This is a genomic window from Allopontixanthobacter sp., assembly GCF_034376665.1.
In the GTDB taxonomy this organism is placed as follows: domain Bacteria; phylum Pseudomonadota; class Alphaproteobacteria; order Sphingomonadales; family Sphingomonadaceae; genus Allopontixanthobacter.
Genome location: NZ_JAXMJI010000101.1, coordinates 16719 through 35772, shown reverse-complemented (window position 1 = coordinate 35772; position 19054 = coordinate 16719). Strand labels below are relative to the sequence as shown.

Genomic DNA, 19054 nt, shown 5'->3' with positions numbered 1-19054 from the left:
TGCACAGGATCGGACTGTCGCCGCGCAGGGTTCCGTCAAAGCCGGTCGAAGCGCCGTAGCTCTCGAGCAGCGGCGAAGGGTCGGCTGGTTCAGCAAAGCTGGACCAGCTCATGATGCAGCCCGGCTGGGCGGCCGTGGCGCAAGCGGGGAAGCCGAGCGCGGGAAGATCATGCGCGACCGAAATCGGCCAGCCGATGGCGTAGATTGCGGCAACGCGCGGCGCGAGCGGGGTCCCGGCAACTTCTTCCCGCAGCAACTGCAGCAGGTGCAGCGCGCCCTGGCTATGACCAGCCAGCACGATCGGAGTGTTCGGATCGACGCTGGCAGTAAAGACGGCAAAGGCCTGCCGGACATCGGAATAGGCAGCCTTGAGCGCGGCCTTGGCCTCGGGCGAATCGGTCAGGAAGGCGCCGAATGTCGCCTGACGGTATTTCGGAGCCCAGATCTCGCTCGCCTGGTTGAACGGACTGGCCATGCCGCGAAGGTACACTCGCGCAATGCGTTGCGATTCCGCGTCGTCCAGCGGTGCATTCCACTGGCTGCGGTCGATGAAGCTCGTGGGGTGGACGAAGAACACGGCAAAGCCCTGGCCCGGACCGCTGGCGGGCGGCGGGGTCCGTTCCACCCCGGCCGTCGCGGGCTGCCAGCGCGAGGGATCGCCAGTGCCGATGCCCGGGCGCGAATACCACATATCCGGATCGAGATAGGCGTTCCGGTCGAGTGGCTTCTGCTCCACGAATTCCGCGCGCGGCACCATCGCCAGCCGGGTCAGTTCGGTTGACCAGATGCTCAGCACGAAGCCGCCCGCGATCACCAGAATCGCGATACCGGCGACGAAATACAGGAATTTACGTGCCATGGGCCTGTTCTGCCTCCTGTTCCAGTTGCTGGTCGTTCTGTTCCGAGCGTCGTTCCAGGAAAACCTTGATCATCGCCATCATCGGATCGGCCAGGAACAGGCCGAGCACGCCGAACAGGATACCCATGACCAACTGCGCCGCAAGGACCAGTGCCGGGGCCAGATCGACGGTCTTCTTGGCGATCAGCGGGATTATCACATAGCCGTCAAACGTCTGGACGAGAAAATACACGAAGATCGTGTAGAGGCCCATGTCGGTTCCGCCCGAAAAACCGACAAGGACCATCAGGACGCCCGAAATCAGCGCGCCGAGATTGGGAATGAAGGCCAGCAGGCCGGTCAAAATCCCCAGCAATGCAGCCATCGGCACCCCGTAGAACGACAGCAGCGCCCAGGTGAACAGCCCTTCGAACACCATGCCCACCAGCCGTCCGGCCATCAGCCGGCGCATGGCAGCGCCCATCTTGGACGCGGTGATGTAGAAATCGGATCGCTTGTGGTTGGGCAGCATCCACGCCACGCCGCGTTCGTACAGATCGGGCTCCATGGCGAAGTAAATCCCGATGATGCCGATCAGCAGCAAGGTGGTCAGCCCGCCGAATATGCCGCCGATTGCGCGGGTGACAGTGCCGACCCCGCTCATCAGATTGCCCGCCAGGTTCTGCAAGTCGCCCTGGTTGATGGCAAAGCCCTGTCCTTCCAGCCAGGAAATAGCCTGGCTGACCTGGGCTTCGATAATTTGCGGGAATTGCGCTGCCTCGCGCGAGATTTGCGAACCGGCATAGGTGGCCAGCCAGTAGAAGAAAGCCAGCGTCAGCAGCAGGACAATACCGACGCGCCACATCCGGCCGATCTTGAGCGCACGGCCTAGCAGCCGAGCGCCCCCGTCGATCATCGAAGCGAACACCATTGCGCCGAAAATGACCAGCAGCGATTGCGAGATATAGACTGCAAGAATGACCAGCCCGACTACTGCGGTCCAGACGAAGGCGCGCTTGGCCTCGAACTGGAGTTGGTAGTCGGAGATCATCGCCGGACTGGAGCTCATGTGAGCCGAGCCAGACGGGGTGACTCCAGCGTCGCTGCCAGTTGCTTCCGGATCATTCATCGGCGGCTTCCCCTGCAATTCTCACCTTGGCCGGCCGCAGCGTGGTCCACGCACGGTCGCCGCGAAGCGAGGTCCACCAGCTGATCGGATTCCAGGTCGTGGTCCCGTCCAGCGAGAAGGTTATGAATTCCGCCCGGCCGCCGATGTTTTCGAGCGGAACCGGGCCGCCGAGACCGGTCGGTATCGGCGCGCCGGCGGGCGAGGCATCGGCGCGGCTGTCCGACGAATGATCCCGGTTGTCGCCCATCAGGAAAACATGACCTTCGGGGATGGTGATTTCCGGATAATTGTCCAGCATCTGATCCCGGTGATCGATGATCAGATAGGTCGCGCCATTGGGCAGCGTTTCGCGGTAGGTCGGCATCTCGCAGACCTGCTCGCCCGATTGCAGCGTAACTGCCATGCCGGGATAGGAAAATTCGTCGCAGGTGTTGTTCGGATCGATCGGGATCCGGATTGCCGGTTCGACCGCTTGCGGCACCGGCACCCCGTTCAGGATGATCTGTCCATCGATCACGGCCAGCCGGTCGCCCGGCAGACCGACCACGCGCTTGATGTAGTCGACGTCATGATGCGGAGGCACGGGAACCACGATGTCGCCGTATTCGGGCGTTGCCGGCCAGATTCTTGTCTCGCTGCGCGGCAATAGGTGGAACGACGCGGAAACCCACGACCAGCCGTAAGGATATTTGCTCACCACCAGCCGGTCCCCCTCCAGCAGGCTCGGCATCATGCTGGGGGAGGGGATGTAGAACGGCTTGGCCACGAAGGTGTGGAACATCAGCACCGCCAGCAGCATCAAGGCCAGGCCGCGTAGCTCGGCCAGCCAGTTCACCTTTTCGCTATCCTTGCCGCCGCTCTGCACGCTGTTGTTTTTCAATTCTGTTACCAATGCATCGTTACTGGTGTTCATGATGTGCCTGAATTCATAAGGGGAACCGCTTCGATAATCACGAAGGCTTGTGCCCATGGATGGTCGTCCGTTAGGGTCAGATGAATGACTGCTTCATGGCCCGCCGGCGTCAGTTCCGCAAGCCGCTTTGCCGCGCCATTGGTCAAAGCCAGCGTGGGCGCACCCGACGGCGCATTCACCACGCCGATGTCCTTCATATAGACCCCGCGGAAAAAGCCCGTGCCGACCGCCTTGGAAAAGGCCTCCTTGGCGGCGAACCGCTTGGCGTAGGTGCCGGCGCGGGTGAACGGCCGCCTTGCCGCCTTGGCGCGCTCGATTGCCGTGAAGCTGCGGTTCTCGAACCGCTCGCCGTGGCGGTCGAGGACGGCCTGGATCCGCTCGATACTGCACAGGTCGCTGCCGAGACCGATGATCATCGCGGACCTTTCATCGGGCGTCGTCCATCAATTCGCGCATCCGGCGCACGGCAGCTTCGAGGCCGACGAACACCGCCTCGCCAACCAGATAATGGCCGATGTTGAGTTCTGCCAATTGCGGAATGGCGGCGATTGGCTGGACATTGTCATAGGTCAGTCCGTGACCGGCATGGGGCTCGATCCCATTTTTGACCGCCAGCGCGGCCATGTCGTAAATCCGGCGCAGTTCCGCCTCCCGCTTCGCGCCTTCGGCATGCGCGTATTCACCGGTGTGAAACTCGACGACCTGGGCTCCCAGCCGCATTGCGGCCTCCAGCTGACGGGGATCGGCTTCGATGAACAGGCTCACGCGAATGCCCGCATCGACCAGCCGCGTAACCAGTGGCGCCAGCCGGTTGTGCAGTCCGGCGGCATCAAGCCCGCCCTCGGTCGTGCGTTCCTCCCGGTTTTCCGGAACTATGCAGGCGGCGTGCGGCTTGTGCCGCAGCGCAATGCGGAGCATTTCCTCCGTTGCCGCCATTTCAAGATTGAGCGGCAGGTCGGTTGCGGCCTGGATGCGCCGCAGATCCTCGTCGCGGATATGCCGCCGGTCTTCGCGCAGATGGGCGGTAATCCCGTCGCCGCCCACGGCTGCCACGATTTCTGCTGCGCGCACCGGATCGGGATGGTCCCCGCCGCGGGCGTTGCGGATCGTGGCTACGTGATCGATATTGACCCCGAGGCGCAGGCGGGTCGCCATTATTTCCGGCTCCCCGGCTTGCTCAGCGGGATCGCCGCCAGTTCTGCGGGCAGTTCATCTTCGGCGTAGGTCGGGAAGCTGATCTGCACGAGCGGATGAAACGACACGTCGAATTGCACAGTACCTCCGGTCCGGTCGACCAGCGCAGCCAGCGCGACGACTTCGCCGCCAGCCTCGGCCACCGCAGCCATCGCCTCTTTCGAGGACAGGCCGGTGGTCACGACGTCTTCGACAAGGAGAACCTTCTCGCCCGGCTTCAGATCGAAACCGCGGCGCAGTTCGAAGGTGCCGCCGGGACGTTCGAGGAAGACCGCTTCCCTGCCCAGGGCGCGGCCCATTTCATGACCAATGATTATCCCGCCCATCGCCGGTGAAACGACCTTGTCGATTTCTCCGCGAAGTTCCCGCGGCATCGCCGCCGCGATGGCGCTTGCGAGCCGCCCGGCGCGCATCGGGTCCATCAGCACCCGGGCGCACTGCAGGTAATGCGCGCTGTGGCGACCGGACGAAAGTTTGAAATGCCCCTCCAACAAGGCCCCGCTGGCCCGGAATTCGGAAAGAACGTCTTCTTCGGTCATAGTTTCTGTCTTGCCATTGTTGGGCGCGCACTTGCGCTTCGTTCTGTTCCAAGCAACCGCTGTTGCGGAAATTTCTCCTAGAAGCGCTTGAGGGTGGGGGCAAGCATGCGTATAGGGCGCACCATACCGGTCCCCCCTGGGCCCGAGAATGGCTATTCCAGTCGGTTGAAATTCTAGCGGAAAGCGTCGGTTTGATGAATTTCGGTACTTGGTCCAAGCGGGCTCTGACATTGGTTACCACTCTTGCTGCGGCCGCCGCGCTGGCGATGTCGCCGCAGGCGGCTATGGCGCAAGAGGCTGCGGCGGACGTTACGGCACCCTTGCCTCCTGCCGCATCGGCACCGGCAATCGAAGCCGTTCCCGCGGATGGTTTGACGGCAGAATCTGCTCCTGCCGCTGGGGCCTACCAGCCGCTCGGCACGGATATGATCAAGGGTCAGCCGGTCGACATGGGGATGACTTTCCAGAATCAGTACACCGACGATGGCGAGTTCGCGCTGTGGATGCATGACGCGATTCTCCTGCCGGTCATCACCGTGATCAGCCTGTTCGTTCTGGGGCTGCTGCTGTGGGTTGTCGTCCGCTTCAACCGCCGCGCGAACAAGGTTGCATCGAAAACCACGCACAACACCTTTATCGAAGTGGTGTGGACGGTGATCCCGGTACTCATCCTGGTGGTTATTGCGGTTCCCTCGATCACGCTGCTGGCGCGGCAATATGAAACCCCTCCTGCCGATGCGGTCACCATCAAGGCGACCGGATACCAGTGGTATTGGGGCTATTCCTATCCCGACAATGGCGGCTTCGAAGTTGTCTCTAACATGCTGTCGAACGAAGACGCGATTGCCAATGGCGAGCCTGCGCTGCTGGCGGTGGACAACCGCATGGTGGTGCCGGCAAACACGCCGATCCGCTTGCAGACCACTGCATCGGACGTCATTCACGCCTTCGCCGTACCGTCGCTGTGGTTCAAACTCGATGCGGTCCCCGGACGGCTCAACGAACGGCTTCTGACGATCAAGGAACCCGGCATCTATTACGGCCAGTGTTCGGAACTGTGCGGCGCGCGCCATGGCTACATGCCGATCGCGGTAGAGGCTCTGCCCCGCGCCGAATGGGAAGCATGGGTCCGCGAACAGGGCGGCACAGTGGTCGGCGATCCGGTTGAAGAAACCGCGGCCCCCGCTGCCGCAGCGCCGGGTGAAGCCGCTCCGGAAGCAACCGTAAGCTGATACAGGCGATAGCGTTCGTCAGACGATTATTTGAAGGTTAAGAGGCACACCATGGCTACCACCGCCGATCAGTTCCAGGCTCACACCGAAGATCACGGCCATCATGACGCCGATCACAAGCCGGCGTTCTTTGCCCGCTGGTTCATGTCCACCAACCACAAAGACATCGGTACGCTGTATCTGGTCTTTGCGATCTGTGCGGGCATCATCGGCGGATTCATTTCCGGCATCATGCGGATGGAACTGGCGGATCCGGGCATTCAGTATCTGGGATATTGGGTCAGCCTGATGGGCGGCGAAGCCAGCTTCGATGCCAATCTCCACATGTGGAACGTGCTGATTACCGCGCATGGCCTGATCATGGTGTTCTTCATGGTCATGCCCGCGATGATCGGGGGTTTCGGCAACTGGTTCGTGCCGCTGATGATCGGCGCGCCGGACATGGCGTTTCCGCGGATGAACAACATCTCGTTCTGGCTGACCGTTGCCGGTTTCACCAGCCTGATGCTCTCCACCTTCGTTCCCGGCGGCACCGGGATGGGCGCAGGCATCGGCTGGACCGCCTATGCGCCGCTCTCGACCACGGGCAGTACCGGTCCGGCGGTCGATTTCGCGATTTTCTCGCTCCATCTTGCGGGTGCCGCGTCGATCATGGGCGCGATCAACTTCATCACCACGATCTTCAACATGCGCGCGCCGGGGATGACCCTCCACAAGATGCCGCTGTTCGTGTGGTCGGTGCTGGTCACCGCGTTCCTGCTGCTGCTGGCGCTGCCGGTTCTGGCGGCGGCGATCACCATGCTGCTGACAGACCGTAATTTCGGCACCACCTTCTTCGATCCCGCCGGCGGCGGCGATCCGGTGCTGTATCAGCATCTGTTCTGGTTCTTCGGCCATCCCGAAGTGTATATCATGATCCTGCCGGGCTTCGGCATGATCAGCCAGATCGTGGCGACTTTCAGCCGCAAGCCGGTGTTCGGCTATCTCGGCATGGCCTACGCGATGGTCGCGATCGGGCTGGTCGGGTTCGTCGTATGGGCGCACCACATGTACACCTCGGGTCTGGACGTGAACACGAAGATGTATTTCACCGCGGCCACCATGGTGATCGCAGTGCCTACGGGCGTGAAGATCTTCAGCTGGATCGCCACCATGTGGGGCGGCAGCCTGGAATTCAAATCGCCGCTGGTCTGGTCGATGGGCTTCATCTTCCTGTTCACCGTAGGCGGTGTGACCGGCGTCGTCCTCGCCAATGGCGGCGTGGACGATGTGCTGCACGATACCTATTACGTGGTCGCGCATTTCCACTATGTGCTGTCGATGGGCGCGGTATTCAGCCTGTTTGCGGGCTTCTACTACTGGTTCCCCAAGATGAGCGGCAAGATGCACAGCGAATTCCTCGCGCATCTGCATTTCTGGGTGTTCTTTATCGGGGTGAACATCATCTTCTTCCCGCAGCACTTCCTGGGAATGGACGGAATGCCGCGCCGGATCCCCGATTATCCGGAAGCGTTTGCCTATTGGAACAATGTTTCGTCCTACGGCTATTACATCATGGCCGCGTCGATGGGGATCTTCTTCGTCAACGTCGCCTATGCATTCATGGCGGGCAAGAAGGCGGGCGACAATCCCTGGGGCGAAGGGGCGACGACGCTGGAATGGACCCTGTCCAGCCCGCCACCCTATCACCAGTTCGAAACGCTGCCGGTGATCGAGGACCATCACGATTACCACGATCACCGTCCGGTAACGACCTGACGGCGTGGCCGCCCGGCAACAGGGCGGCAGCAGAAAACCGGGGTGGGGGTGTGCCGGATACGGTGCGCCCCCATCTTTCGGACCGACCGAGGAGTAAAGCCGCGAGGCTGCGACACAGATGACCGCTGCACCCGTCTCGAACCCGGCGCTGCCCACCGATTGGCGCGACTTTTACGCGCTGACCAAGCCGCGCGTGATGAGCCTGGTGATCTTTACCGGCCTGTGCGGTCTGCTGGCAGCGCCCGGATCGATCAATCCGGTGATCGGCTTTACCGCGATCCTGTGCATTGCGCTGGGTGCTGGCGGGGCAGGAGCGCTCAATCAGTGGCTGGAAAGCGATCTCGATGCCGGGATGAAGCGCACCGCACAGCGGCCGATACCCGCCGGGCGGATGGATCCGGTCAACGCGCGCGATTTCGGAATTGCGCTGTCGGTCGTCTCGGTGTGCATCATGGGCCTTGCTGTGGGCTGGCTGGCTGCGTCGATCCTGCTGGTTTCGATCCTTTATTACGCGATCATCTATACGATCTGGCTGAAGCCGCGTACCCCGCAGAACATCGTTATTGGCGGTGCCGCCGGGGCGTTTCCCCCGATGATCGGCTGGGTCGCGGTGACCGGCGACATAACCGTGATGCCGGTGCTGTTGTTCGCGATTATCTTCATGTGGACCCCGCCGCATTTCTGGGCTCTCGCGCTGTTCATCAAGAGCGATTATGCCAAGGTCGGCATTCCGATGATGCCGGTGGTGCGCGGGCAGGCATCGACCCGCCGGCAGATACTGGTCTATTCGGTGCTGCTGGTGCCGGTTGCGGCTGCGCCATGGTTCATCGGCGGAACGGGAGCGATCTACGGGATCATAGCAATCGCCCTGTCGCTGGCCTTCCTCGCGCTTTCGGTGCCCGTGGCCACGCGCATTTCCGAAGATGGCGACGCGATGAAGCCGGAAAAACGGCTGTTCGCCTTCAGCATCCTTTATCTGTTCGCCCTGTTCGCCGCGCTGGTGGTCGACCGGGTGGCCGCCTATCAGGGAATTGTGCCATGACGCCCGAAGAACTCGCGGAATTCCGCCGCCGACAGAAGAGCCGCAACTGGGTACTTGGCGGCTTGCTGGTGTTCTTTGCGGTGTTGTTTTATGCCATTACGATTGTCCGCATGGGTGACTGATGATGAACAGTAGTGCGATCACCAACAAGAATACCCGTGTCGGCCTGACCGCCTTCATGGGCGCGCTGGCGATGCTGGGCCTCGGCTATGCCGCGGTTCCGCTGTACCAGCTGTTCTGCCAGGTGACCGGATTTGGCGGCACAACGCAGCGGGCAACCGCTCAGGAAGCCGGCGCCGCCGAACGCGTTGCCGCCGCCGCCGGTGCAAAGCAGATATCCATTCGTTTCGACGGAAACACCGCGCACGATGTGCCATGGACCTTCAAGCCGGAACTGGCGACCGATACCATCCGTATCGGGGTGCGCGATATCGCTTTCTACACCGCGCGAAACAATAGCGATGTGCCGATCACCGCCACGGCCACCTTCAATGTCGAACCCGAACAGACGGGCAGATATTTCAACAAGATCCAGTGTTTCTGCTTCACCGAACAGACCCTGCAGCCGGGCGAGGAAGTGCGCATGCCGGTGCTGTATTTCGTCGATCCGGCCATTTTAGACGACGAGAATGCGAAGGATGTGCAGCAGATCACCCTCAGCTACACTTTCCACAAGGCGATCGAACCTGCGTCATAAACCGATGCCGAGCATTTTTCCGGATAGTCGTGCGCGGCACTGGACCTGATAAACATCGCCTATTATGGGCAACCCGAACCGCTCTGACAGGATAAGAGATTCATGGCTGGCAAAGTAAACCACAGTTACCACATTCTGCCACCCGACATCTGGCCGCTGGTTGCGTCGATCTCGGCGCTGACATTTACCAGCGGGATGGTGCTGTTCATGCATGAACTGGCCAATGCCCATCTCGTGCTCGGTCTGGGTATCGCGGGCCTGATCGCCAGTTTCTTCAGCTGGTTTTCCAACATTGTGAAGGAAGCAGAAGAAGGCCACCACACACCGGTTGTGCAATTGCACCTGCGTTACGGGATGATCCTGTTCATCGCTTCGGAGGTCATGTTCTTCGTCGGATGGTTCTGGAGCTGGTTCGATTTCTCGCTGTTCCCAAGCACTATTTCCGAGGTGATTGGCGGCCAGTGGCCACCCAAGGCGATCGAAGCCGTCATGGATCCGTTCGATCTGCCGCTGCTCAACACGCTGATTCTGCTGTGTTCGGGCACCACGGTAACCTGGGCGCACCATTCGCTGATCCACGGCGACCGCGATGGTCTCAAAAAGGGGCTGTGGATGACCATCCTGCTCGGCATCCTGTTTTCGGCCATCCAGGCTTACGAATACAGCCACGCGCCATTTTCCTTCGGCGGCAACACTTACAGTTCCGCATTCTACATGGCGACCGGCTTTCACGGCTTCCACGTTTTGATCGGCACGATCTTCCTGATCGTCTGCCTGGTCCGCAGCTACAAGGGCCACTTCACCCCGCGCCAGCATTTCGGTTTCGAAGCGGCGGCATGGTATTGGCACTTCGTCGACGTGGTGTGGCTGTTCCTGTTCATCGTCGTCTATGTCTGGGGCGGTTGGGGCGCTGAAATACATTAATGGCCTCAGGTGAACCTGAAAATCCGCCAAAAGGGCAGCCGCGCATGGGCGAGGCTGCCCTTTTCGGTCTGTGCCCCCAATGCGGTGCACGCACGCTGTTTGGCGGGCTGACCAAATTCGCCGATCATTGCCGCGCGTGTTCGCTCGATTTCACGAAGTTCAACGTCGGCGACGGTCCAGCCTCATTCCTGATCCTGATCATCGGGGCGCTGATCGTCGGCCTCGCGATGTGGCTGCAATTGTCTTACGAGCCGCCGGTATGGGTGCACGCCCTGTTGTGGATACCGCTCACGACGGGGCTGGTGATCTACGGCCTCAGGGCGGCCAAGGCGGCGCTGGCGCTTGCTGAGTACCGCAACAACGCGGGTGAAGCAGGCCGCAGACCATGAAGATTCGCGAGCTTCCCGTCGTCGCGACACTGGTGGTGCTGGCTGCGGTTGTGACCATGATCGCGCTGGGTTTCTGGCAGTTGGGCCGTCTCCAGGAAAAGGAGGCGCAGCTGGCGATCTATTCTGCTGCCCAGGCAGACGACAGCGAGATCGCCTATCCCCGCGATCAGGCATCGCTGGAAGCGGCACTGTATCGCCGCAGCCGGTTCGAATGCGCGCGGGTCACGAATATGCTTTCAGTGTCCGGCAGTTCCGCCAACGGGCGCAGCGGCTGGGCGCACAAGGCCGAGTGCATTCTGCCGGACGGCGGTACGGGCGAGGTCGCCCTCGGCTGGTCCCGCGATCCGGCAGCGCCTGAATACACTGGCGGACTGGTAACCGGGGTCATCGCGCCGGGCGGCAGGATCGTGGCAGACCCGCCGCTGGCCGGTCTCGAACCGCTAGCCAAGCCCGACCCGGCGGATATTCCCAACAACCATCTTGCCTACGCCGGACAGTGGTTCTTCTTTGCCCTGACCGCGCTGGTGGTCTTCTTTCTGGCCTTGAAGCGCCGCGGCAAGTCCTGAGCGCGGCGGCACAGCCTAGGTTTTGCCGCCCCAAGCGCCTCTCGCTTGCCCTTGTCCCGCTGCGCAGCTAACCGCGTTCCCCTATGGATTATGTCTCGACCCGCGGCGCTGCGCCGACTCTTGATTTCGAAGGCGCGACGCTGGCGGGGCTTGCGGACGATGGCGGGTTGTACCTGCCGGTCGATTGGCCCCGATTAAGCGAAGCGGAAATCGCCGGACTGGCCGGGCTCCCCTATGCCAAACTGGCCGCCCGGATCATGCAGCCCTTCGTGGGTGATAGCCTGACCAGGGACGAACTCGGCGCGCTGTGCGAGCAGGCCTATGGCCGCTTCTCCCACGCTGCGGTGACCCCGCTTAATCAGTTGGACGAACAGTAATGGCTGCTGGAACTGTTCCACGGCCCGACGCTGGCGTTCAAGGATGTCGCCCTGCAACTGCTCGGGCTGCTGTTCGAGAAATTCCTCACGCGAAGCCGCGATCACCTGACCATCGTCGGCGCGACCAGCGGCGATACCGGATCGGCGGCAATTGACGCAGTGGCCGGGCGTGAACGGATCGACATTTTCATGCTTCATCCCAAGGGCCGGGTCAGCGATGTCCAGCGCCGCCAGATGACCACGGTTCGCGCGCCCAACGTCCACAATATCGCCATCGAGGGCAGCTTCGACGATGCGCAGGCGATGGTGAAGCGGGTGTTCCGCGATCCGGCGATGAACTCGCGGTTCCACATTGGGGCGGTCAATTCTATCAACTGGGCCCGGCTGATGGCGCAAGTGGTGTATTATTTCGCCGCCGCGCTGCAATTGGGCGCTCCGCAGCGCAAGGTGGCGTTTTCCGTGCCCACCGGCAATTTCGGGGATGTGTTCGCAGGCTATGTCGCGGCCCGGATGGGCCTGCCGATCGAACGGCTGATCGTGGCGACGAACATCAATGACATTCTCCACCGGGCCTTGTCCGAAGGCGACTATTCTGCCGGAACGGTCACGCCCACTGCGGCCCCGTCTATGGATATCCAGGTCAGTTCCAACTTCGAGCGGCTGCTGTTCGATTGCGGCGGGCGCGACGGCGCAGCGATGGCGGCGCAGATGGCGGGCTTCGACGCGGACAAGACGATGCGGCTGACCAACGCGCAGCGCGATGGTGCGGCAGGTCTGTTCACCAGCGCCCGCGCCGATGCCAATGACATGGCGCGCGCGATGCGCTGGGCAAGCGAGAAATGCGGCGAGATTATCGATCCGCATACCGCAATCGGCCTGCATGCCGCGCGCGAGGCTGGCCTTACAGCGGATATTCCGGTCGTCACCCTCGCCACCGCTCACCCCGCCAAATTCCCCGACGCAGTGGAACGCGCCACCGGCCAGCGCCCGCAACTGCCCGCCCGCGTGGGCGATCTGTTCGCGCGGAAAGAAGCCTACACTGAATTGCCCGGCGATTATGATGCGGTGACCGCCTTCATCGCCGAACGCGCTACGCCGAGCTCCTGATGGCGCAGTTGATCGAACAGCCGCTGATCCTGGAAGGGGCGGCGTGGCAGGATTACGGGCTGGTCGACAGCGGTGATGGGCGCAAGCTGGAACGCTACGGCCCTTACCGTTTCATCCGGCCCGAACCGCAGGCCATGTGGCAGCCCCGCTTTTCGCAGTGGGAAGCGCAGGCGGAATTCGTGCCCGGATCGGACGAGGATGGGGGTGGCCGCTGGCTTTACGACAATCCCGTGCCGGAAGAAGGCTGGCCGCTGCAATGGCGCGAAGTGGGCTTCACCGCGCAATGCACACCGTTCCGGCACCTTGGGTTCTTCCCCGACATGGCACCGGTGTGGGACTGGATGCGGCAGCAGCTTGACGGCAGGACCGATGCGCAGACGCTTAATCTGTTCGGCTATACCGGCGTCGGCAGTCTGGCACTGAGCCAGCACGGCCCGGTTACCCATGTCGATGCATCCAAGAAGTCGGTCGCGCAGGCGCAGGCGAATGCGGCGCTAGCCGGGATGGGGGATCGCCCGATCCGCTGGCTGGTGGATGATGCTGCCAAATTCACTGCGCGCGAAGTTCGCCGGGAAAAGCGCTATGACGGCATCATCCTCGACCCGCCCAAGTTCGGGCGCGGGCCGAAGAATGAAACCTGGCGGATCGAGGATTGCCTTGCGCCTCTGGTGGGCGATTGCCGCGAATTGCTGGATGCGGATAGCAAATTCCTGTTCCTGACGGTTTACGCGGTGCGGATGTCCAGCCTGGCGCTGAGCGGCTTGCTGGCGGAATTGTTCGCCGATATGCCGGGTACGATTGAGCACGGCGATCTGGCGGTGCGCGAGGAACCCCTTCGGCAAGCTCAGGATGAGCGGGTCCAGGGCAGGCTGCTCCCCACCGCAATCTTCGCGCGCTGGCGAAATTCGGTCTAAGGCGCGCGCATGGCCGATTCGCTGATCCTGGAAGTTGCCGATTTCGAGCATGATGTCCTGACCGGCATCTATTCGGAGGAGACCGGCAAGCCGCAGCCACTGCGTATCAGCATGGCGGTGACGCTGAAATGCGCCGACCGCTACGATCCCGAGACTCCGCTGGAAGTCAGCAAGAATTACATGGACCTGAAATTCGCCGCCAGCGAAGGCTTGCCGACCGGCGTTCACTTCAAGCTGATCGAAGCGGTTGCGGATCATATCATCGAAACGCTGATGGTGCAGGACGAGCGGATCGAAGCGGTCACCGTGAAGATCGTCAAGCTGGCGATTGCGGAGGCGAACGAGCGGATCGGGATCACTCTGACCCGGCAGCGGCGCTGACCCCGGTGCAAGTGGTTCTGCGGATTGACGGCTTGCCCGACGCCGCGATCGACGCGGCGGCGGAATTTCACCGTTCCTGGCTATCCGCCGCGCGCGCCGCCATTGCCGAAAATATCTCCTCCTTGGTGTTGGTGATGCCAACCGCGCCGCAGGATCACCGCGATTGGCGCCGCGGGCTGGCCCGCGATCTGGCCCGCGAAGCCGCGCCATGCCGGGTCAATTTGGTCGCGGGCGGCGATGCCGCCGCAATTGCCGCGGCGGTGGAATATCTCGAACGCGCGCCGGGCGTGACCGGCCAGCTGCTGATCACCGATGGCCAAGGCGCGGGAAATCCGGCACATTAGCGGCATGGAAGGAACTGCCGCCTCGCCATTGGCCGCCGCCCGCCCGCTGGTCGATACGTTCCAGCGCCGGATTACCTATCTGCGGCTGTCGGTGACCGACCGCTGCGACCTGCGCTGTTCCTATTGCATGCCGGAGAAGATGAAATTCCTGCCGCGGGCGGAAGTGCTGTCGCTGGAGGAATTGCACCGGCTGTCGCTGGCCTTCATCGCGCGCGGCGTTCGCCGGATCCGGTTGACCGGCGGCGAGCCATTGGTCCGGAGCGACATGATCGACCTGGTGAGGGCGCTCGGACGGGAGGTGGGCTACGGGCTCGACGAACTGACGCTGACAACCAACGGCACCCGGCTGGCAGACCACGCCGATGCGTTGGCGGCGGCGGGAATTGTCCGGGTAAACGTCTCGCTCGACACGCGCGATCCGGCGCTGTTCGAACAGCTGACCCGGCGCAACCAGCTATCCCAAGTGCTGGACGGAATCGCGGCGGCGCAGGCGGCCGGTCTCAAGGTCAAACTGAACACTGTCGCGCTCAAGGGGCTGAATGAGGGCGAATTGCCGGATCTGATCGCTTGGGCGCATGGGCAGGGGCACGATGTAACCCTCATCGAAACCATGCCGCTGGGCGAGGTCGATGGCGACCGGATCGATCATTACCTGCCGCTCGGGGAAGTGAAGGCCCGGCTTGACGCGCGCTGGACGTTAAGCCCATCCAATCACCGGACCGGCGGCCCGGCGCGCTATTTCGATGTGGCGGAAACCGGCGGGCGGCTCGGCCTGATCACCCCCCTGTCCAATAATTTCTGCGAGGGCTGCAACCGCCTGCGGGTGACCGCGACGGGCCAGCTTTACCCCTGTCTCGGGGGCGGGGAGCAGGTCGATTTGCGGGCGGCGTTGCGCTCAGCCGATCCCGAGTTCCGGCTCGAAGCAGCACTGGACGAGGCAATGCGGATCAAGCCGGAGAAGCACCATTTCCGGATTGACACCCGCGGCGCTGCTCCGGCGCAGCCACGGCATATGTCGATGACGGGCGGCTGAAATGCTGGTGCGGGTGCTCTTTCTCGGGCCGCTAGCCGATCTCGCCGGGACGGACGCGATCAGCGTCCCGGCACCGCTCGACTGGGCAGGCTTGCTCGAGGCGGTCGCGCCCGCCGTGGCCGAGCTACTGCCCGGCGAACGGGTCAAAGTCGCCTGCTCCGGACGGGTGCTGACCGACAAGAAATCTCTCCGCGCAGTCGGCGGGGACGAGGTCGCTCTGCTGCCGCCGGTCAGCGGGGGTTGACGATCGGCCATGCGCGATATTCGCTTGCTGACCGAAATGTTCATCCCCGGTTCGCTGATCGGGCCATTCACTCAAGCCAATCCGGGGCTGGGCGGGGTCTGCACCTTTGTTGGCGAGGTGCGCGGCGACGACGGAGCCGAGGCGCTCGAACTGATCCATTACGAGCCGCTCACACTGCCCGGCATGGACAGATTGGCGGACCGTGCGTTCGGCCGGTTCGATCTCATGGGGCTGCTGATGGTCCACCGGATCGGAATCCTGCGGACCGGCGAACCGATCGTGTGCGTGTCCGCCGCCGCCCGGCACCGCCGCGATGCCATAGATGCCGTGGATTTCTGCATGGACCACCTGAAGAGCGCCGCGTGGTTCTGGAAACGGGAAAAGCGCGCCGACGGCTGGCACTGGATTGAACCGCGCGCCGAAGATCATGCCGGTCTGGCGCGCTGGGAAGTTCCGCCACCAGCATAAAATCCGTTCGATTTGACCTGTGTCAAAGCGCAGCCGGGCTGGCGAGTGCAAGGATCTCCCCGGTTCAAGGGAGTATTGACCATGTCCAAACACCTCACCCGCGAAGTGATCGCCGACCAGGCAAATGTCGTAGCAATTCCAGCAATTATCGAAGTGGCGCAGCCGGTGCAGGTGGATCGCAGCTTCGAATTGCCGAGCGGACTCTATGTCGCGACCGCCGCCTGCTATCTCGCGTTTCTCGCCATTCTGGCTACGTCATTTTCCAGCCCCGGATTGATAATTCCGATGGCGATCATCGTGACCCTGATCGCCGGGTTCTTCGGGGTTCCCGCAGCCTGGACCCGCATGGCACCCGGCAGCGCCAAGCGAGCCATGTCGCCAGGGCAGTTCAGCCGGGGCGGAATCTCCACTCTGACGGGGCGTCTGTCCGCCGGAGAGGCTACCGTACAGATGCTGATCCTGCCGGTCCTGATTGTCCTGTGGGCGCTGGCTATCGTGACCATTGCCGCCCTCATTTAGGTCCGCCAAGCATTGCGGGCCAACTATTGCGGGGCATTCTGCGCTACCGCAGTCTGCCCCGCAACCCGGCCAGAATTGCGTCTTCTTCTGCAATAAGCGCGGTCACGGCAGCACGGACCTCCTGAATGACCTCGCGCTGCTGCAGTTCGATCGCGGCGTCGGCGTGCAGCAGGTCGAGATCACCGAGCGGCACTGCCGCCTGGCTGCGGGCTGATTCGAGGCTCGACAAAGCCACTTGTGCAGTGGCCCAGCGGTTGCTGGTAACATCCGTCCCCGCCGCCGCAGCCAGCAGGCGCTCCGTTTCCGGCACAGCGGCCATGAATAGGCGATGCGCGCTAGCCGCGGCGCTCTGCAACTGCGCCAGCCGTTCCAGTAGATCCGCCGAGGGAGGCGATTCGGGCAGCGGTGCCGCCGGGGTTTGGCTAGACTGAAACGAGCCATGGATCCGCTCGACATCGCGCACCGCCAGGGAAGGGTAAACCGACGTGTCGCTCGCGCAACCGGACAGCAGAGTTGCGGCCAGGCCAAGGGTCAGTCCGGGCGAGCGAAAGCAAGGGGCAATGTGTATCATCGCTGGGTTCTTACCCTCGCACTTGGTGCTAGACCAGCACTGCCGATACAGGGAAGCCGGAATACATATGGATCGCCCGGCAAAACCCGAGTTCGGCGTTGACTTGACGGCGATCATACCTTAACGGCTCCGATCTTTCCGGGGTCCGCAATCTGCGGTTCCTTGGTCGCGCCGGTTCCTTTACGGGGTCGGCACTGCATTTTATATTGAAAGTGAAATCACCATGTTCGCAGTCGTGCGCACAGGCGGCAAACAATACCGGGTTGCTGCCGGAGACAAGATCGCCGTTGAAAAACTCAGCGGAGAAGCCGGTGACACGGTACCGCTGGGGGATGTCCTGCTCGCCGGTGAAGGCGATTCGATCGCGGACGCATCGAAGGTTGCTGTTTCGGCAGAAATCATCGCACAGGCCAAGAGCGAAAAGGTGATCGTTTTCAAGAAGCGTCGCCGGCACAATTATCGCCGCAAGGCCGGGCACCGTCAGCAACTGACGCTGCTGCGCATCCTTTCGGTCGGTGACAGCAAGGCTCCGGCCAAGAAGGCTGCCGCTCCGAAGAAGGAAGCTGCGCCGGTTGCCGAAGAAGCGAAGGCTGCTCCGGAGAAGAAGGCACCGGCGAAGAAGGCTGCACCGGCCAAGGCCGCTGCCGAGAAGGCCCCTGCCGAAAAGAAGGCAGCCGACAAGAAAGCTGCTCCGGCGAAGAAGGCTCCTGCAAAGAAGCCTGCCGCCAAGAAAGCGCCGGCTGCCAAACCCGCAGACAAGAAATAAGTCGCAAGACTTCGGAGTAATACGAGATGGCACATAAAAAAGCAGGCGGTTCATCCCGCAACGGTCGCGACTCGGCAGGTCGCCGCCTTGGTGTGAAGAAGTTCGGCGGTCAGGAAGTGATCGGCGGCAATATTCTCGTGCGTCAGCGCGGAACGAAGTTCTACCCGGGCGCGAATGTCGGCCTCGGCAAGGATCACACTCTTTTCGCGACCGCAGAAGGCCGCGTGCGATTCCACTCCGGCAAACAAGGCCGCAAATATGTGTCTGTTGATGTGATGGCACAAGCCGCGGAATAACCGGACGTTCCACTACCAGGGCCGTCCGACAGGATGGCCCAGCCGGTTCGTACCGGCACCGAAGAGGGAGAATGGGCCACCTTGTTTCAAGGGGGCCGGTCTCCCTTTTATCGTTTCTCCCTCGTGCGATTTCCGGGCGCAAACGAGTCTCGGACTGGCGAAAAACGCTTTCGCCGCAATGGGATTGTCACGCAAAGACCCTAACTGGCACAGTTAGGTCGGAGCGGGGCGAAAGGAGAGACGTTCCATGTTCTATCGCAGCCCCAGGCTGTTCCTGCGGCCCGCATGGCCGGAGGATTGCCAGGACATCTGGCAGGGCATTGCCGACGAAGGGATCACCCGCAATTTGGCGACTGCGCCATGGCCCTACACGCGGGACCATGCGCGCGATTTCGTATCGCTTCTGCGAGACCCCGCCTATCCGGCATTCCTGCTGACCCAGCCTTCGGAAGATGGCGCGGTGATCGGCTGCGCCGGTCTCGCCGATCATGGTGGAAAGGCCGAGCTCGGCTATTGGATCGCACGCCCCTATTGGGGGCAGGGTTACGCCACCGAAGCAGCCAATGCAGTGCTTGAGATCGCCCGGATGCTCGGTCACCACCAGGTCGTGGCCAGCCATTTCCTCGATAATCCGGCGTCGGGAAGGGTGCTGCGCAAAGCGGGCTTCCGGCCGACCGGGCGCGTGGAGCCACACCACTGCCTGGCCCGCGGCGAGGCTGCCAATGCGGCGGTCTATGTCCGCGATCTCGACGAGGATTCGCAAATGCCGCAGCGCGCGGCGTAATGCCGCGCGCGTCCGGCTGAAGGGTCCGG

At 62.5% G+C, this 19054-nt stretch carries 25 protein-coding genes and 1 pseudogene; 19 read left to right on the top strand and 7 right to left on the bottom strand.

Annotated features, from left to right (window positions below; all coding sequences use genetic code 11):
* From U0988_RS11380 to pyrE, 6 genes are all read right to left on the bottom strand, one after another.
* The coding region (locus U0988_RS11380) for a DUF3089 domain-containing protein (RefSeq protein WP_322292743.1) at positions 1 to 859 on the bottom strand (859 nt) is incomplete at its 3' end.
* On the bottom strand, positions 849 to 1967 hold the full coding sequence (locus U0988_RS11375; protein ID WP_322292742.1) for an AI-2E family transporter: 1119 nt from the start codon (positions 1965 to 1967) through the stop codon (positions 849 to 851). The genes U0988_RS11380 and U0988_RS11375, both read right to left, overlap by 11 nt.
* The gene (gene lepB / locus U0988_RS11370; protein WP_322292741.1) at positions 1960 to 2880 is read right to left on the bottom strand and encodes a signal peptidase I; all 921 of its coding nucleotides are present in this window, start codon (positions 2878 to 2880) and stop codon (positions 1960 to 1962) included. The genes U0988_RS11375 and lepB overlap by 8 nt, the downstream gene beginning before the upstream one ends.
* Positions 2877 to 3296: a holo-ACP synthase gene (acpS, locus tag U0988_RS11365; RefSeq protein ID WP_322292740.1), complete on the bottom strand. Its 420-nt coding sequence runs from the start codon at positions 3294 to 3296 to the stop codon at positions 2877 to 2879. Before acpS ends, lepB begins: the two co-directional genes overlap by 4 nt.
* 10 nt (positions 3297 to 3306) lie before the next feature.
* The gene (locus U0988_RS11360; protein WP_322292739.1) at positions 3307 to 4035 is read right to left on the bottom strand and encodes a pyridoxine 5'-phosphate synthase; all 729 of its coding nucleotides are present in this window, start codon (positions 4033 to 4035) and stop codon (positions 3307 to 3309) included.
* Positions 4035 to 4613, bottom strand: a complete 579-nt coding sequence (gene pyrE, locus U0988_RS11355) for an orotate phosphoribosyltransferase (protein ID WP_322292738.1) — start codon at positions 4611 to 4613, stop codon at positions 4035 to 4037. The genes U0988_RS11360 and pyrE overlap by 1 nt, the downstream gene beginning before the upstream one ends.
* Positions 4614 to 4807: 194 nt before the next feature.
* Here pyrE and coxB point away from each other — a divergent pair, with 194 nt between their 5' ends.
* The 16 genes and pseudogenes from coxB (at position 4808) to U0988_RS11275 (ending at position 16608) form a co-directional block, all read left to right on the top strand.
* Positions 4808 to 5845 (top strand): cytochrome c oxidase subunit II, encoded by a 1038-nt coding sequence (gene coxB / locus U0988_RS11350; protein ID WP_322292737.1) that lies wholly within the window; start codon positions 4808 to 4810, stop codon positions 5843 to 5845.
* Positions 5846 to 5896: 51 nt separating this feature from the next.
* The gene (gene ctaD / locus U0988_RS11345; RefSeq protein ID WP_322292736.1) at positions 5897 to 7603 is read left to right on the top strand and encodes a cytochrome c oxidase subunit I; all 1707 of its coding nucleotides are present in this window, start codon (positions 5897 to 5899) and stop codon (positions 7601 to 7603) included.
* A 118-nt stretch (positions 7604 to 7721) separates the two neighbouring features.
* Positions 7722 to 8645 carry a heme o synthase gene (locus tag U0988_RS11340; RefSeq protein WP_322292735.1) on the top strand — a complete coding sequence of 308 codons (924 nt, stop codon included), beginning with the start codon at positions 7722 to 7724 and terminating at the stop codon, positions 8643 to 8645.
* Entirely contained in the window at positions 8642 to 8767 is a 126-nt protein-coding gene (locus U0988_RS11335) for a hypothetical protein (RefSeq protein ID WP_269816329.1), read from the top strand. The genes U0988_RS11340 and U0988_RS11335 overlap by 4 nt, the downstream gene beginning before the upstream one ends.
* 2 nt (positions 8768 to 8769) lie before the next feature.
* A complete protein-coding gene (locus U0988_RS11330) occupies positions 8770 to 9342 on the top strand; it encodes a cytochrome c oxidase assembly protein (protein WP_322292744.1) in 573 nt (190 codons plus the stop codon).
* Between the two features lie 102 nt (positions 9343 to 9444).
* A complete protein-coding gene (locus U0988_RS11325; RefSeq protein WP_322292734.1) occupies positions 9445 to 10266 on the top strand; it encodes a cytochrome c oxidase subunit 3 in 822 nt (273 codons plus the stop codon).
* 44 nt (positions 10267 to 10310) lie between these two features.
* Complete coding sequence (locus U0988_RS11320; RefSeq protein WP_322292733.1) at positions 10311 to 10655, top strand: DUF983 domain-containing protein; 345 nt, start codon at positions 10311 to 10313, stop codon at positions 10653 to 10655.
* Positions 10652 to 11221, top strand: coding sequence for an SURF1 family protein (locus U0988_RS11315; protein WP_322292732.1), 570 nt, complete (start codon positions 10652 to 10654; stop codon positions 11219 to 11221). Before U0988_RS11320 ends, U0988_RS11315 begins: the two co-directional genes overlap by 4 nt.
* 83 nt (positions 11222 to 11304) lie before the next feature.
* Positions 11305 to 12705, top strand: a pseudogene (gene thrC / locus U0988_RS11310) (threonine synthase).
* Positions 12705 to 13619, top strand: coding sequence for a class I SAM-dependent methyltransferase (locus U0988_RS11305; protein WP_322292731.1), 915 nt, complete (start codon positions 12705 to 12707; stop codon positions 13617 to 13619). Before thrC ends, U0988_RS11305 begins: the two are co-directional and overlap by 1 nt.
* A gap of 9 nt (positions 13620 to 13628) precedes the next feature.
* Positions 13629 to 14000 carry a dihydroneopterin aldolase gene (locus U0988_RS11300; RefSeq protein WP_322292730.1) on the top strand — a complete coding sequence of 124 codons (372 nt, stop codon included), beginning with the start codon at positions 13629 to 13631 and terminating at the stop codon, positions 13998 to 14000.
* Positions 14001 to 14005: 5 nt separating this feature from the next.
* The gene (locus tag U0988_RS11295) at positions 14006 to 14344 is read left to right on the top strand and encodes a Rossmann fold domain-containing protein (protein WP_416172391.1); all 339 of its coding nucleotides are present in this window, start codon (positions 14006 to 14008) and stop codon (positions 14342 to 14344) included.
* A 4-nt stretch (positions 14345 to 14348) separates the two neighbouring features.
* The gene (moaA, locus tag U0988_RS11290) at positions 14349 to 15377 is read left to right on the top strand and encodes a GTP 3',8-cyclase MoaA (protein ID WP_322292728.1); all 1029 of its coding nucleotides are present in this window, start codon (positions 14349 to 14351) and stop codon (positions 15375 to 15377) included.
* Position 15378: 1 nt separating this feature from the next.
* Positions 15379 to 15621: a MoaD/ThiS family protein gene (locus U0988_RS11285; protein ID WP_322292727.1), complete on the top strand. Its 243-nt coding sequence runs from the start codon at positions 15379 to 15381 to the stop codon at positions 15619 to 15621.
* A 9-nt stretch (positions 15622 to 15630) separates the two neighbouring features.
* Complete coding sequence (locus U0988_RS11280; protein WP_322292726.1) at positions 15631 to 16089, top strand: molybdenum cofactor biosynthesis protein MoaE; 459 nt, start codon at positions 15631 to 15633, stop codon at positions 16087 to 16089.
* An 81-nt stretch (positions 16090 to 16170) separates the two neighbouring features.
* Positions 16171 to 16608: a hypothetical protein gene (locus tag U0988_RS11275; RefSeq protein ID WP_322292725.1), complete on the top strand. Its 438-nt coding sequence runs from the start codon at positions 16171 to 16173 to the stop codon at positions 16606 to 16608.
* A 43-nt stretch (positions 16609 to 16651) separates the two neighbouring features.
* Here U0988_RS11275 and U0988_RS11270 read toward each other — a convergent pair whose 3' ends face one another.
* On the bottom strand, positions 16652 to 17296 hold the full coding sequence (locus tag U0988_RS11270) for a hypothetical protein (protein ID WP_322292724.1): 645 nt from the start codon (positions 17294 to 17296) through the stop codon (positions 16652 to 16654).
* 106 nt (positions 17297 to 17402) lie between these two features.
* On the opposite strand from U0988_RS11270, the gene rplU reads away from it, so the two are divergent.
* From rplU to U0988_RS11255, 3 genes are all read left to right on the top strand, one after another.
* Positions 17403 to 17945 (top strand): 50S ribosomal protein L21, encoded by a 543-nt coding sequence (gene rplU / locus U0988_RS11265; protein ID WP_322292723.1) that lies wholly within the window; start codon positions 17403 to 17405, stop codon positions 17943 to 17945.
* A 26-nt stretch (positions 17946 to 17971) separates the two neighbouring features.
* Positions 17972 to 18241, top strand: coding sequence for a 50S ribosomal protein L27 (rpmA, locus tag U0988_RS11260; protein ID WP_322292722.1), 270 nt, complete (start codon positions 17972 to 17974; stop codon positions 18239 to 18241).
* 247 nt (positions 18242 to 18488) lie between these two features.
* Complete coding sequence (locus U0988_RS11255) at positions 18489 to 19025, top strand: GNAT family N-acetyltransferase (protein ID WP_322292721.1); 537 nt, start codon at positions 18489 to 18491, stop codon at positions 19023 to 19025.
* The last annotated feature ends 29 nt before the right edge of the window (positions 19026 to 19054 follow it).

Bases quoted from the DNA above. Each gene is read 5' to 3' on its own strand.
- U0988_RS11375 (WP_322292742.1), bottom strand. From the start codon at position 1,967: ATGAATGATCCGGAAGCAACTGGCAGCGACGCTGGAGTCACCCCGTCT.
- lepB (WP_322292741.1), bottom strand. From the start codon at position 2,880: ATGAACACCAGTAACGATGCATTGGTAACAGAATTGAAAAACAACAGC.
- acpS (WP_322292740.1), bottom strand. From the start codon at position 3,296: ATGATCATCGGTCTCGGCAGCGACCTGTGCAGTATCGAGCGGATCCAG.
- U0988_RS11360 (WP_322292739.1), bottom strand. From the start codon at position 4,035: ATGGCGACCCGCCTGCGCCTCGGGGTCAATATCGATCACGTAGCCACG.
- pyrE (WP_322292738.1), bottom strand. From the start codon at position 4,613: ATGACCGAAGAAGACGTTCTTTCCGAATTCCGGGCCAGCGGGGCCTTG.
- coxB (WP_322292737.1), top strand. From the start codon at position 4,808: ATGAATTTCGGTACTTGGTCCAAGCGGGCTCTGACATTGGTTACCACT.
- ctaD (WP_322292736.1), top strand. From the start codon at position 5,897: ATGGCTACCACCGCCGATCAGTTCCAGGCTCACACCGAAGATCACGGC.
- U0988_RS11340 (WP_322292735.1), top strand. From the start codon at position 7,722: ATGACCGCTGCACCCGTCTCGAACCCGGCGCTGCCCACCGATTGGCGC.
- U0988_RS11335 (WP_269816329.1), top strand. From the start codon at position 8,642: ATGACGCCCGAAGAACTCGCGGAATTCCGCCGCCGACAGAAGAGCCGC.
- U0988_RS11330 (WP_322292744.1), top strand. From the start codon at position 8,770: ATGAACAGTAGTGCGATCACCAACAAGAATACCCGTGTCGGCCTGACC.
- U0988_RS11325 (WP_322292734.1), top strand. From the start codon at position 9,445: ATGGCTGGCAAAGTAAACCACAGTTACCACATTCTGCCACCCGACATC.
- U0988_RS11320 (WP_322292733.1), top strand. From the start codon at position 10,311: ATGGGCGAGGCTGCCCTTTTCGGTCTGTGCCCCCAATGCGGTGCACGC.
- U0988_RS11315 (WP_322292732.1), top strand. From the start codon at position 10,652: ATGAAGATTCGCGAGCTTCCCGTCGTCGCGACACTGGTGGTGCTGGCT.
- U0988_RS11305 (WP_322292731.1), top strand. From the start codon at position 12,705: ATGGCGCAGTTGATCGAACAGCCGCTGATCCTGGAAGGGGCGGCGTGG.
- U0988_RS11300 (WP_322292730.1), top strand. From the start codon at position 13,629: ATGGCCGATTCGCTGATCCTGGAAGTTGCCGATTTCGAGCATGATGTC.
- moaA (WP_322292728.1), top strand. From the start codon at position 14,349: ATGGAAGGAACTGCCGCCTCGCCATTGGCCGCCGCCCGCCCGCTGGTC.
- U0988_RS11285 (WP_322292727.1), top strand. From the start codon at position 15,379: ATGCTGGTGCGGGTGCTCTTTCTCGGGCCGCTAGCCGATCTCGCCGGG.
- U0988_RS11280 (WP_322292726.1), top strand. From the start codon at position 15,631: ATGCGCGATATTCGCTTGCTGACCGAAATGTTCATCCCCGGTTCGCTG.
- U0988_RS11275 (WP_322292725.1), top strand. From the start codon at position 16,171: ATGTCCAAACACCTCACCCGCGAAGTGATCGCCGACCAGGCAAATGTC.
- U0988_RS11270 (WP_322292724.1), bottom strand. From the start codon at position 17,296: ATGATCGCCGTCAAGTCAACGCCGAACTCGGGTTTTGCCGGGCGATCC.
- rplU (WP_322292723.1), top strand. From the start codon at position 17,403: ATGTTCGCAGTCGTGCGCACAGGCGGCAAACAATACCGGGTTGCTGCC.
- rpmA (WP_322292722.1), top strand. From the start codon at position 17,972: ATGGCACATAAAAAAGCAGGCGGTTCATCCCGCAACGGTCGCGACTCG.
- U0988_RS11255 (WP_322292721.1), top strand. From the start codon at position 18,489: ATGTTCTATCGCAGCCCCAGGCTGTTCCTGCGGCCCGCATGGCCGGAG.